The organism is Morganella sp. B601 (assembly GCF_051172335.1).
Classification (GTDB): Bacteria; Pseudomonadota; Gammaproteobacteria; order Enterobacterales; family Enterobacteriaceae; genus Morganella; species Morganella morganii.
Genome location: NZ_JBPIZE010000001.1, coordinates 537734 through 551253, shown reverse-complemented (window position 1 = coordinate 551253; position 13520 = coordinate 537734). Strand labels below are relative to the sequence as shown.

Genomic DNA, 13520 nt, shown 5'->3' with positions numbered 1-13520 from the left:
AAAAACGGGAGACAGTGGTTGCTGTCTCCCGCCGGTGATAAAACTGCGGACTGACTCAGATGCTGACTATCACACCTGAGTCTGGAAAATCACGCCATCCGCGACTTTGGTATACTCATTCAACTGGTCAAAGTTGAGGTAACGGTAGGTATCTTCCGCTGTCTCATCCACTTTATCCATAAAGGTCTGATACTCCGCCGGTGTCGGTAAACGCCCCAGCAGGGAAGCCACCGCTGCCAGTTCCGCAGAAGCCAGGTACACATCGGCACCGGTACCCAGACGGTTCGGGAAGTTACGGGTGGAGGTGGACACGACGGTTGAGTTATCCGCCACACGCGCCTGGTTACCCATGCACAGTGAACAGCCCGGGATCTCAACACGGGCACCGCTCTTACCGAAGATGCTGTAATAGCCCTCTTCTGTCAGCTGTGCGGCATCCATCTTGGTCGGCGGTGCCACCCACAGGCGGGTCGGCAGCTGGCCTTTATGACTGTCGAGCAGTTTACCCGCAGCGCGGAAGTGTCCGATGTTGGTCATGCAGGAGCCGATAAAGACTTCATCAATTTTACTGCCCGCCACGTCAGACAGCAGACGTGCATCATCCGGGTCATTCGGCGCACAGAGAATCGGCTCTTTGATGTCATTGAGGTCGATTTCGATCACTGCTGCGTAATCCGCATCCGCATCACCTTCCAGCAATTGCGGATCCGCCAGCCATTTTTCCATGCTCTGAATACGGCGCTCAATGGTACGGCGATCACCGTAACCTTCCGCAATCATCCACTTCAGCAGAACGATGTTGGAATTGAGGTATTCGGTGATCGGCGCTTTATCCAGTTTGATGGTACAACCCGCGGCAGAACGCTCGGCAGAGGCATCAGCCAGCTCAAACGCCTGTTCCACTTTCAGTGTCGGCAGCCCTTCAATTTCCAGGATACGCCCGGAGAAAATATTTTTCTTCCCTTTTTTCTCCACCGTCAGCAGGCCCTGCTGAATAGCGTAATACGGGATGGCATGCACCAGGTCACGCAGTGTGATCCCCGGCTGCATTTTTCCTTTAAAGCGCACCAGCACAGATTCCGGCATATCCAGCGGCATCACGCCGGTCGCTGCTGCAAAAGCAACCAGACCGGAACCGGCCGGGAAGGAAATCCCGATAGGGAAACGGGTGTGTGAGTCACCACCGGTACCCACGGTATCCGGCAGCAGCATACGGTTCAGCCAGGAGTGGATAATACCGTCCCCCGGACGCAGCGACACACCACCACGGTTCATAATGAAATCAGGCAGCGTGTGGTGAGTGTTTACATCCACCGGTTTAGGATAAGCGGCTGTGTGGCAGAAAGACTGCATCACCAGATCCGCTGAGAAACCAAGACACGCCAGGTCTTTCAGTTCATCACGGGTCATCGGCCCGGTGGTATCCTGAGAGCCGACAGAGGTCATCTTAGGCTCACAGTACTCGCCCGGACGAACGCCTGCCACGCCGCAGGCACGGCCGACCATCTTCTGAGCCAGCGAGAAACCACGGCTGCTTTTCTCAACCGGTTTCGCCTGACGGAAAATATCCGTATGCGGCAGACCGAGAGACTCGCGTGCTTTGGCAGTCAGACCACGGCCGATAATCAGCGGGATACGGCCACCGGCGCGGACCTCATCCAGCAGCACATCGGTTTTCAGTTCAAATGTCGCCAGCAGTTCATTGGTGTCATGATTGCGGATCTCACCTTTATACGGGTAAACGTCGATCACATCCCCCATATTCAGGTTGCTGACATCCACTTCCACCGGCAGCGCGCCCGCATCTTCCATCGTGTTGAAGAAAATCGGGGCAATTTTACCGCCCAGCACGATACCGCCGCCGCGCTTGTTCGGCACATACGGGATATCATCCCCCATAAACCACAGCACGGAGTTAGTCGCGGATTTACGGGAAGAGCCGGTACCGACCACATCACCGACATAGGCCAGCGGGAACCCTTTTTTGCTGAGCAGATCAATCTGATTAACCGGACCGATATTGCCCGGCTCATCCGGATCAATTCCGTCACGCGGGTTTTTCAGCATTGCGAGTGCATGCAGCGGGATATCCGGACGCGACCAGGCATCCGGTGCCGGTGACAGATCATCGGTATTGGTTTCACCGGAGACTTTAAAGACGGTGACAGTCAGTTTTTCTGCCAGTTGCGGACGCTCCAGGAACCAGTCTGCATCAGCCCAGGACTGAATAATTTTCTGTGCATAGGAATTACCGGCTTTCGCCTTTTCTTCCACATCATAGAAATTATCAAACATCAGTAAGGTATGAGAGAGTGCTTTGGCGGCCACAGGGGCCAGTTTTTCGTTATCGAGGGATTCAATCAGGGCGTGAATATTGTAACCACCCTGCATGGTTCCCAGTAATTCAACGGCTTTTTCAGCGGTGATCAGCGGTGAATGCGCTTCACCCTTTGCCAGAGCGGCCAGAAAACCGGCTTTCACATACGCGGCTTCATCAACACCCGGCGGTACACGGTTGGTAATCAGATCAACAAGAAACGCTTCTTCGCCTGCCGGCGGAGATTTCAGTAATTCGACTAACTCAGCAACCTGAGCGGCTTCCAATGGCTTAGGGGCGATCCCTTGTGCTGCACGTTCGGCAACGTGCCTGCGGTAATTTTCCAGCACGACGTACTCCTTGCTTTGTGTTTTTTATGAGTGCCCGGCAACGGGGTTTCAGCATATCAAAATTTAAACACATTGTTAATTCATTCACATTAAAGCAACATAAACAATTTGTGAGCTGAATAACATTAGTGAATTAAACTTGCTGCTTATCCGTTTCACCAGTGTTATGCCGTTTTAAACAGGAATCTGCACGATTATTGATTACGCCGGAAATGCAAAAAACGGTCGTTTGCGTAGTTCTGCTGCACCGGGAACGGCGGTCAGCACGCTGAAATTATTAATATCTGAATAATACCGGTTTGTCTATGAATACACAGGCGGGGCTGATGGCGGGGAATAAAAAAATCCGGCGCCAGAGGCAGCCGGATTTTTATCTTCAGCCGGATAACAGTGCAGTTACCGGGTCAGCTGATTACTTTTTCTTTTTCGCTTTCGGATTCGGAAGGTCGGTGATGCTGCCTTCGTAAATCTCAGCCGCCATACCGATTGATTCGTACAGCGTCGGGTGAGCGTGGATGGTCAGTGCCAGATCTTCCGCATCACAACCCATTTCGATAGCCAGACCGATTTCACCTAACAGCTCGCCGCCGTTAGTACCGACAATCGCACCACCGATAACACGGTGAGATTCTTTGTCGAAAATCAGTTTGGTCATACCTTCAGCGCAGTCAGACGCGATTGCACGGCCGGAAGCTGCCCACGGGAAGGTTGCTGTTTCGTAGCTGATACCCTTCTCTTTCGCTTCTTTCTCGGTCAGACCAACCCATGCCACTTCCGGTTCGGTGTAGGCAATAGATGGGATCACTTTCGGATCGAAGTAGTGTTTCAGGCCGGAGATAACTTCGGCTGCCACGTGACCTTCGTGAACACCTTTGTGCGCCAGCATCGGCTGACCGACGATATCGCCGATAGCAAAGATGTGCGGCACGTTGGTGCGCATTTGTTTGTCAACGTGGATGAAACCACGGTCGTCAACTTCAACACCTGCTTTATCAGCCGCCAGCAGTTTACCATTAGGGGTACGGCCGATAGCCACCAGAACTGCGTCGTAACGCTGTGGTTCTGCAGGGCCTTTCTTGCCTTCCATTGTGACATAGATACCGTCTTCTTTGGCTTCAACGGCAGTCACTTTGGTTTCCAGCATCAGGTTAAACTTAGAGCTGATACGTTTGGTGAACAGTTTAACGATATCTTTGTCTGCCGCAGGAATGACCTGGTCAAACATTTCAACAACATCAATCTGTGAACCCAGCGCGTGGTATACGGTACCCATTTCCAGACCGATAATACCACCACCCATGACCAGCAGACGGCCCGGGACGGTTTTCAGCTGCAGTGCATCCGTTGAATCCCAGACACGCGGATCTTCGTGCGGGATAAACGGCAGCTGGATCGGGCGTGAGCCCGCAGCAATAATCGCGTTGTCAAACGTGATAGTGGTTTTACCCTTCTCACCGTTGACTTCGATAGTATTTGCGCCGGTGAACTGGCCGAGACCATTCACAACAGTCACTTTACGGCCTTTCGCCATACCGGCCAGACCGCCGGTTAACTGAGAAATAACTTTCTCTTTCCACAGACGGACTTTATCGATATCGGTCTGCGGTTCGCCGAACACGATGCCGTGAGAAGCCAGCGCTTTCGCTTCTTCGATCACTTTAGCAACATGCAGTAATGCTTTAGACGGGATACAACCCACGTTCAGGCAGACACCACCTAAGGTTGAATAGCGTTCAATCAGGACAGTTTCCAGACCTAAGTCAGCACAGCGGAAAGCCGCTGAATACCCTGCAGGGCCCGCACCAAGTACAACGACCTGGGCTTTAATTTCAGTACTCATCGTGACCTCTTAATTGTTTGTCCGGCGGGTCAGACGACATATATTCCACCGGGACGTACACACTGAGAGCAGTTTACAAAATTGTTAACAACCTGGAAAGGCGCAGTTCTGTGACCTGACTCCCGTTATCCGGGATGAGCACGTTTCAGCCTGCGCCACTGAGACCGGCTCTGCACCGGTCTCAGTGTAATTGCTTACATCGCCAGGCGGCGTAAATCGCTCATGTACTGATTAATCAGCGTGATGAAGCGGGCGCCGTCAGCACCATCGATCACACGGTGGTCGAAGGAGAGTGACATTGGCAGAATGAGACGCGGAACAAACTGTTTGCCGTCCCATACCGGTTTCATGGATGAACGTGACAGACCCATGATAGCCACTTCCGGTGCGTTAACAATCGGAGCGAAACCGGTTGTCCCGATACCGCCCAGGCTGGAGATGGTGAAACATCCGCCCTGCATATCAGAAGAAGTCAGCTTACCGTTACGGGCTTTTTTGGAGATTTCAGCCAGTTCGTAAGACAGTTCCAGAATACCTTTTTTGTTCACGTCTTTAATGACAGGAACAACCAGGCCGTTCGGGGTGTCTACCGCGATACCGATATTGACATATTTTTTCAGAATCAGACGCTGTGCATCTTCGGTGATAGAGCTGTTGAAACGCGGCATTTCGACCAGCGCTTTGGCAGCGGCTTTCATCACAAAGACCAGCGGAGTGATTTTCACGCCCAGCTGTTTCTTCTCAGCTTCTTTGTTCTGCTGTTTGCGGAATTCTTCAACATCAGTGATATCCGCTTCGTCCATCAGCGTAACATGCGGGATCATCACCCAGTTACGGCTCAGGTTAGCGCCGGACAGTTTCTGAATACGGCTCAGTTCAACTTCTTCCACTTCACCGAATTTGCTGAAGTCCACTTTCGGCCATGGCAGCATGCCAGGTAAACCGCCGCCTGCTGCAGCCGGAGCCGCTTCAGCGCGTTTCACCGCATCTTTCACATAAGCCTGAACGTCTTCGCGCAGGATACGGCCTTTGCGGCCTGTGCCTTTGACTTTCGCCAGGTTCACACCGAATTCACGGGCCAGACGGCGGATAACCGGACTTGCGTGAACGTAAGCATCGTTCTCAACGAAGTCATTACCCGCAGCCGGCGCTGCTGCCGGAGCGGCTTTCGCTGCCGGTGCAGATGCCGGTGCTGCTGCCGCAGGTGCGGCGGCTGGCTGTGCTGCCGGAGCAGGTGCTGCACCCGCCACTTCGAATACCATGATCAGAGAGCCGGTTTTGACTTTATCGCCGACGGCTACTTTGATTTCTTTAACTTTACCGGCCATCGGAGACGGGACTTCCATTGAGGCTTTGTCGCCTTCAACGGTGATCAGAGACTGTTCTTCAGTTACGGTATCGCCGACGCTGACCATGATTTCAGTCACGTCAACTTCATCACCGCCGATATCCGGTACATGGATTTCTTTGTCTGCTGCCACGGCAGGTGCCGCTGCTGCAGGAGCCGGAGCGGCTGCGGCAGGCTGTGCCGCCGGTGCTGCGCCCGCAACTTCAAAGACCATGATCAGGGAACCGGTGCTGACTTTATCGCCGACAGCAACTTTAATCTCTTTAACCACGCCCGCCATCGGAGACGGAACTTCCATTGAGGCTTTGTCGCCTTCAACGGTGATCAGAGACTGTTCTTCAGTCACGGTATCGCCGACGCTGACCATGATTTCAGTCACGTCAACTTCGTCACCGCCGATATCCGGCACATGAACTTCTTTCAGCGCGGATGCGGCAGCCGCCGCCGGAGCAGCCGGTGCGGCAGCCTGAGCTGCCGGAGCAGGAGCCGCTGCTGCGGCCTCTGCTTCAAATACCATGATGAAAGAGCCGGTGCTGACTTTGTCGCCCACAGCCACTTTAATTTCTTTAACAACCCCTGCCTGCGGAGACGGAACTTCCATCGACGCCTTGTCACCTTCAACGGTGATGAGTGATTGTTCTGCTTCTACTTTATCGCCGACACTGACCAGAATTTCTGTTACATCAACTTCATCTGAACCGATATCGGGCACATGGATTTCAATAGACATTAATTTTTACCTCTTATGCCACACGCGGGTTAACTTTTTCAGGGTTGATGCTGAATTTCTTAATGGCTTCTTCAACCACTTTCACGTCAACTTCACCACGTTTAGCCAGCTCACCCAGAGCAGCAACCACAACATAACCGGCATCGATTTCGAAGTGATGACGCAGGTTATCACGGCTGTCTGAACGGCCGTAACCGTCAGTACCCAGTACGCGGTACTGGTCAGCAGGAACATAACCGCGAACCTGTTCTGCAAACAGTTTCATCCAGTCAGTGGACGCCACAGCAGGTGCATCGTTCATCACCTGAGTGATGTAAGGCACACGCGGGGTTTCTGACGGATGCAGCATGTTCCAGCGGTCACAATCCTGACCTTCACGGGCCAGTTCGGTGAACGAGGTTACGCTGTAGATATCAGAGCTGATACCGTACTCAGAAGACAGAATCTGACCTGCTTCACGCACATGACGCAGAATCGCACCTGAACCCAGTAACTGTACCTTGCCTTTATCACCGGTCAGGGTTTCGAGCTTGTAGATACCTTTACGGATACCTTCCTCAACACCTTCCGGCATTGCAGGCATGTGGTAGTTTTCGTTCAGCGTGGTGATGTAGTAGTAAATGTTTTCCTGAGCTTCACCATACATACGCTCCAGACCATCCTGCATGATGACCGCAACTTCGTACGCGAATGACGGGTCATAAGACAGGCAGTTAGGGATAGTCAGAGACTGAATGTGGCTGTGGCCGTCTTCGTGCTGCAGACCTTCACCGTTCAGGGTGGTACGGCCTGAAGTACCGCCGATCAGGAAGCCGCGTGCCTGCTGGTCGCCTGCCATCCACATCAGGTCACCGATACGCTGGAAACCGAACATTGAGTAGTAGATGTAGAACGGAATCATCGGCAGGTTGTTGGTGCTGTAAGAGGTCGCAGCTGCCAGCCAGGATGCGCCTGCACCCAGTTCGTTGATACCTTCCTGCAGGATCTGACCTTTCACATCTTCACGGTAGTAAGCAACCTGCTCACGGTCCTGCGGGGTATACAGCTGACCTTTGGAGTTGTAGATACCGATCTGACGGAACAGACCTTCCATACCGAATGTACGCGCTTCGTCAGCAATGATTGGCACGATGCGTTCTTTGATGGATTTGTTTTTCAGCATCACGTTCAGTGCACGCACAAACGCGATAGTGGTGGAGATTTCTTTGCTCTGCTCTTCCAGTAACTGGCTGAAATCGCTCAGTGCAGGAATATCCAGTTTCTCATCGAAATGAGAACGGCGTGAAGGAACCGGACCATGCAGTGCCGCACGGCGTTCCATCATGTATTTCTGCTCTTCAGAGTTTTCGTCAAACTTGATGAACGGCAGTTTTTCCAGTTGATCATCAGCCACATCGATATTGAAACGATCACGGAGATGGCGCACGCCTTCCATGTTCATTTTCTTAACCTGGTGAGCGATGTTTTTACCTTCAGCGGTATCACCCATACCATAACCTTTAACGGTCTGGGCCAGGATCAGAGTTGGTTTGCCTTTGGTGTCATGCGCTTTTTTCAGTGCAGCGAACATTTTCTTCGGATCGTGACCACCGCGGTTCAGTGCGAAGATCTGCTCATCAGTCCAGTCTTTGACTAATGCAGCAGTTTCCGGATAGCGGTTGAAGAAGTGTTCACGGACGTAAGCACCGTCTTTGGATTTGAATGTCTGATAGTCGCCGTCAACGGTTTCGTTCATCAGCTGGATCAGTTTACCGCTGGTATCTTTCTTCAGCAGTTCATCCCAGCGGCCGCCCCACATGACTTTGATTACCTGCCAGCCGGCGCCTGCGAACATACCTTCCATTTCGTTAACGATTTTACCGTTACCGTTTACAGGGCCGTCAAGACGCTGCAGGTTACAGTTGATAACGAAGATCAGGTTGTCCAGGCTTTCGCGGACAGCGATATTGATTGCACCTTTAGATTCCGGCTCATCCATCTCGCCATCACCCAGGAAGGCATAAACGGTTTGCTCGGAAGTATCTTTCAGACCACGGTGTTCCAGATATTTCAGGAACTTAGCCTGATAGATAGCTGCCAGCGGCCCCAGACCCATAGAAACGGTCGGGAACTGCCAGAAGTTAGGCATCAGTTTAGGGTGCGGATAAGAAGGCAGACCTTTGCCGCCGATTTCCTGACGGAAATTGTTCAGCTGCTCTTCGGTCAGACGACCTTCCATGAATGCGCGTGCGTAGTAGCCCGGGCTTAAGTGGCCCTGGAAATAAATAACATCACCGCCGTCTTTTTCGTTCTGCGCACGGAAGAAGTGGTTGAAGCACACTTCATACATGGTAGCCGCAGACTGGTAAGATGCCATGTGACCGCCCAGATCCAGATCTTTCTTGGATGCGCGCAGAACCATCATGACAGCGTTCCAGCGGATAGCAGAACGGATACGACGTTCCAGCTCCAGGTTGCCCGGGTAGGCAGGTTCATCCTCAACAGGAATGGTGTTGATGTAATTACGGGCCGCAGCACCTGCTGCAACACTCACACCACCCTGACGGGCAGTATTCAGAACCTGATCAATCAGGAACTGTGCACGCTCAACACCTTCTTCACGGATGACCGATTCGATCGCCTGTAGCCAGTCGCGGGTTTCGATCGGATCCACGTCATTGTTCAAAATGTCTGACATGGTGTATTCCTTATAGTTTATCTGTTTCTAATGATATTCGGAGCCTATCTTCACGTATCCCGTCTTAACGGTGGCGGGCGACGTGAAGATAGGCCCGGCTATATATTGCCGCTGATGCATAGGTCAGCTTACAGACGCAGCATTCAGGGATCTGTAAGCCCCAAAACCATTACTGATTTATTCTGTATACTGCTGGAGACGGCGCAGTGAACGTTCCCGGCGGGTGTGTTCACGGCTCATATCCAGCAATACGTCTTCCAGGAATGCCAGATGGCGGTGGGATGCTTCCCGCGCAACCTCCGGCGACCGGCTCATGATGGCCCGGAATACCTGTTCCCGGTGCTCGCTGACCATCGCCAGCATCTCTTTCCGGGTATATAAGAATTCAAAGTTCTGCCGGATATTTTTTTCCAGCATCGGCACCATACAGCGCAGCAGATGCAACAGCACCACATTATGTGCGGCTTCTGTGACAATCAGCTGATATTGCAGGACAGCCTGAGATTCGGATTCCACATCCCCGGCGTCGCGGGCATCGGCAATCGCCTGATGGCTGTTGGTGATACGGACAAAATCCGCTTCGGTTCCCCGCAGAGCGGCATAATAGGCAGCAATACCCTCGAGGGCATGACGGGTTTCCAGCAGATCAAACTGAGATTCGGGATGCCCTTCCAGCAGCTGGGCCAGCGGGTCACTGAAGCTTTGCCAGAGATTGCTCTGTACAAATGTGCCGCCACCTTGTCTGCGCAGCAGAAAGCCTTTCGCTTCAAGTTTTTGAATTGCTTCGCGCAGTGAGGGACGTGAGACGTCGAACTGTTTGGCCAGCTCGCGTTCAGGCGGCAGCTTCTCCCCCGGGCTCAGAGTGCCGTCGAGGATTAAGTGTTCCAGCCGCTGCTCGATCACGTCGGCTAATTTTGGTTGGCGGATTTTGCTGTAAGCCATATTTGCATCAGAACCATCAACATGGATAAATATTGCTTCATGGGTTTTGTAGTCAATTGGTAATACCAATTTCTTTTACAGGGTCTTAAAGTAACAAAGTATTCACCAACTGTCTATAAAGACCTTGAGCTAAATCATAAAAACCAGCAAGTTTTAACAATTTTTTTTAAATTTTAGCATAAATTGATAACTGATACGTTTAAATGCTGCATCGTGAATGTTACAGGATTTAACGTTTAAAATTCAGATAAATACGCAAACTGAACCGTTACAGTGATCAGATCGACGGATAAATAATCATTTTTTGTGCATTTTCACCGCATCTTATTGATGATTTTCCGCGTTACAGAGCCCGGCCAGATTGTTTCCGCTGTAACGATACTCACCAGACGCATTTAATCAGTAACAGGTTACCGGAATGCTAATTCTAGCAGGGAACCGGTAAACAGGAAAATTTCACGTCAGTCATATCTGCGCAATTTTACTGATTATTCAGCCGGAATGTCTGCCGGATTCAGTGAATTCCTGTATCGGTTCCAGTCGAAACAGGGACCGGGATCCGTTTTGCGCCCCGGCGCAATATCACTGTGTCCGGTGATATGCCCGTTCATTTGCGGATAGTGCGCCAGAAGCACCTGTGTCACCGCAGTCAGTGCATGATACTGTTCATCCGTAAAAGGTCGGGTATCCGTGCCTTCCAGCTCAATACCGACGGAAAAATCATTACACTTTTCGGTGCCCTGATAACAGGAAACCCCTGCATGCCAGGCCCGTGCATCAAAAGGCACATACTGCACAATTTCCCCGGTCCGGCGGATCAGGCAATGTGCGGAAACCCGCAGCGCCTGTATTTCAGCAAAAAACGGATGCGCATCCGGGTCCAGCGTACCCTGAAAAAGCTGGTCAATATACGGGCCACCGAACTGTCCCGGCGGCAGACTGATATTGTGGATCACCAGTAAACGGGGAGTCACCTGTTCCGGCCGGGTATCGTGATGCGGTGAAATCACCCGGTGCGCTGTGGTCAGCCAGCCATCCTGAATATCCATTCGTTCTCCTGAGCAAAAAACCGTTATTCAATCACACAACAAATATCATTTTGTGCCGCACAGTATACGTGTCTTCCCCCCTTTCCGGGGAGTACTGATTTTTCACGGAAGATTTTTGCGTGTCAGACCGAAAAAAAATCTGCATTTTTCAAATGTTACACCGCAGTTTTCCATCTGTGCCGAGAAATCCGGAGACCTCTCTTTTTTGCCGATCCGTCATTGAATAAAGTGCATCACGCTAAATAAGTACCTCTTTCACAGACACAAAAAGGAGTATCTGTATGAACCAGCGCGGATTCACATTAATCGAGGTGATGGTGGTGGTTGCCATTGTGGCCGTTCTCAGTGCCATCGCGGTTCCCGGCTATCAGAACTATATCCGTAAGGCAGCACTGATTGACGTGCTGCGCACGGTTACCGCGTTTAAAACCGGCGTGGAACTGTGCAGTTTTGATAATCCCTCTTTTGCAGGATGCAACAGCGGGTCGGGCACCATTCCGGCTGATTCACCGGGACGCTATATCAAATCTGTCAAAGCGGAAAACGGTGTTGTGACTGTGCAGGGGAACAGTTCACTGGCTGCGCTGACGGTCAGCACGACCCCGGTAAGAAACCCGCTTAACGGTATTACTGTCTGGACAACCGACTGCAACAGCAAAGAAGACGCACTGAAAAAAATCTGTCTTGACGTCATCAAGTAACTACTGACCTGAAAAGGAATTCATTATGCAAACAACTGCACCCGCCCCTGTCGCCCGTACCGGCGGGGAGGAACAACTCTTACTGGCTGAAGTTCATGCACTTTGTGAGCGCAATGAACTAATGCTGATTGACTATAACCCCGATGCCGTCAGAGTTGCTGCCGCACAGCAGCCGCGCAGAGATGTTGTGTCTGCTATCCGTTTTCTGGCCGGTAAGCGGGTGGACATTGAATTGTGGCACAGTGAAAAACTGGCCTACTGCCGCCGCAATACCCCGCTGCCGGAGCCGGTTCTTTTCCCCGGTGTAACACCGGAGACAAACACGCCGGTCTCTGCGGATACCGGCAATAACTGTACAGGCACCGGTTCCCCACTGCCACCGCCTGCTCCGCCTCCGGCACAGGATCCCCGCCAGGCACCTGAGACCGATACCTGGCCGGCAGAACAGCAATCCGCCGCTGTCCGGTTTGTTAACCAGATGATTACGGGAGCCATTGCCAAGCGGGCCTCCGATATTCACATTGAGCCAGCACAACAGGGTTACCGGATCCGTGCCAGAATCGACGGGCAACTGCATACGCTGAATTCACCGCCACCAGAAATCAGTAGTGAGATAATTATCCGCATCAAAATCATTTCCGGCCTCGATATTGCCGAAAAACGGTTACCCCAGGACGGGCAATTTGAGTGGCTGGAAAATAACACCCGCTATGCTGTCCGTGTTGCCACTCTGCCGACAATTTATGGTGAGAAAGTCGTGCTGCGCCTGCTGAGCACCACTCAGAATCTGGCGCTGGAAAAATCCGGTCTGACGGCCCGGCAGCTGGAAACTCTGCATACAGGGCTCGGCAGTGCCACCGGCATTATTTTACTCACCGGTCCCACCGGCAGCGGAAAAACCGCCACACTCTACGGCTGCCTGCAGTATCTGAATCAGAATAACCGGAATATCTGCAGTGTTGAGGATCCGGTGGAAATCCCGCTGCGGGGGATCACCCAGACTCAGATAAACCCGAAGATTGAGCTGGGCTTCGCCGCCATCCTGCGGGCCCTGCTGCGTCAGGATCCGGATGTCATTATGGTGGGGGAAATCCGGGATAAACCCACCGCCGAGATGGCAATCAAAGCGGCTCATACCGGTCACCTGGTGCTGTCCACTCTGCATACAAACTCTGCGGAGGATACATATTCACGGCTGAGGCAACTGGGTATTGATGAATATTTCATGAAAACCTGCATCAAACTGATTATTGCGCAGCGTCTGGTCCGCCTGTTGTGTCCGCGCTGCAAAACGCAGAAACAGAAGACAGAAACCGTGATACTGAGCAGCGGGAAAACACATCAGTTCATCCCGTGGCAGGCAAACGGCTGTGATCACTGCTTTTCAGGCTATTACGGGCGTACCGCCTGCTTTGCATTCCTCACACCGCAGCACATTCAGCCTCCCGCTGCCGGTGAGTTACCCGGTTCACTGTTTGATGCCGGTATCGCGCTGGCGGAATCAGGGGTAACCACACTCAGTGAGATTTACCATATGCAGGATATTTAACATCCGCTGACCAGCAG

8 protein-coding genes are annotated in these 13520 nt (G+C 52.2%); 2 read left to right on the top strand and 6 right to left on the bottom strand.

The genetic code is table 11. The features are described 5' to 3' along the window. Positions 1 to 69: 69 nt before the first annotated feature. The 6 genes from acnB to ampD form a co-directional block, all read right to left on the bottom strand. Entirely contained in the window at positions 70 to 2667 is a 2598-nt protein-coding gene (gene acnB, locus ACSBQN_RS02440; protein ID WP_024474865.1) for a bifunctional aconitate hydratase 2/2-methylisocitrate dehydratase, read from the bottom strand. Positions 2668 to 3079: 412 nt separating this feature from the next. Beyond that, a complete protein-coding gene (gene lpdA / locus ACSBQN_RS02435) occupies positions 3080 to 4507 on the bottom strand; it encodes a dihydrolipoyl dehydrogenase (protein WP_004238360.1) in 1428 nt (475 codons plus the stop codon). A gap of 194 nt (positions 4508 to 4701) precedes the next feature. After that, positions 4702 to 6585 (bottom strand): pyruvate dehydrogenase complex dihydrolipoyllysine-residue acetyltransferase, encoded by a 1884-nt coding sequence (gene aceF / locus ACSBQN_RS02430; protein WP_024474864.1) that lies wholly within the window; start codon positions 6583 to 6585, stop codon positions 4702 to 4704. A gap of 13 nt (positions 6586 to 6598) precedes the next feature. After that, positions 6599 to 9262 carry a pyruvate dehydrogenase (acetyl-transferring), homodimeric type gene (aceE, locus tag ACSBQN_RS02425; RefSeq protein ID WP_004238362.1) on the bottom strand — a complete coding sequence of 888 codons (2664 nt, stop codon included), beginning with the start codon at positions 9260 to 9262 and terminating at the stop codon, positions 6599 to 6601. Positions 9263 to 9439: 177 nt separating this feature from the next. Then, on the bottom strand, positions 9440 to 10204 hold the full coding sequence (gene pdhR / locus ACSBQN_RS02420) for a pyruvate dehydrogenase complex transcriptional repressor PdhR (RefSeq protein WP_024474863.1): 765 nt from the start codon (positions 10202 to 10204) through the stop codon (positions 9440 to 9442). 488 nt (positions 10205 to 10692) lie between these two features. After that, positions 10693 to 11253: a 1,6-anhydro-N-acetylmuramyl-L-alanine amidase AmpD gene (gene ampD, locus ACSBQN_RS02415; protein ID WP_024474862.1), complete on the bottom strand. Its 561-nt coding sequence runs from the start codon at positions 11251 to 11253 to the stop codon at positions 10693 to 10695. A gap of 281 nt (positions 11254 to 11534) precedes the next feature. Here ampD and ppdD point away from each other — a divergent pair, with 281 nt between their 5' ends. Both ppdD and ACSBQN_RS02405 read left to right on the top strand, forming a co-directional pair. Beyond that, positions 11535 to 11954: a prepilin peptidase-dependent pilin gene (gene ppdD / locus ACSBQN_RS02410; protein ID WP_024474861.1), complete on the top strand. Its 420-nt coding sequence runs from the start codon at positions 11535 to 11537 to the stop codon at positions 11952 to 11954. A gap of 25 nt (positions 11955 to 11979) precedes the next feature. After that, positions 11980 to 13503 (top strand): ATPase, T2SS/T4P/T4SS family, encoded by a 1524-nt coding sequence (locus ACSBQN_RS02405; RefSeq protein WP_434991541.1) that lies wholly within the window; start codon positions 11980 to 11982, stop codon positions 13501 to 13503. The last annotated feature ends 17 nt before the right edge of the window (positions 13504 to 13520 follow it).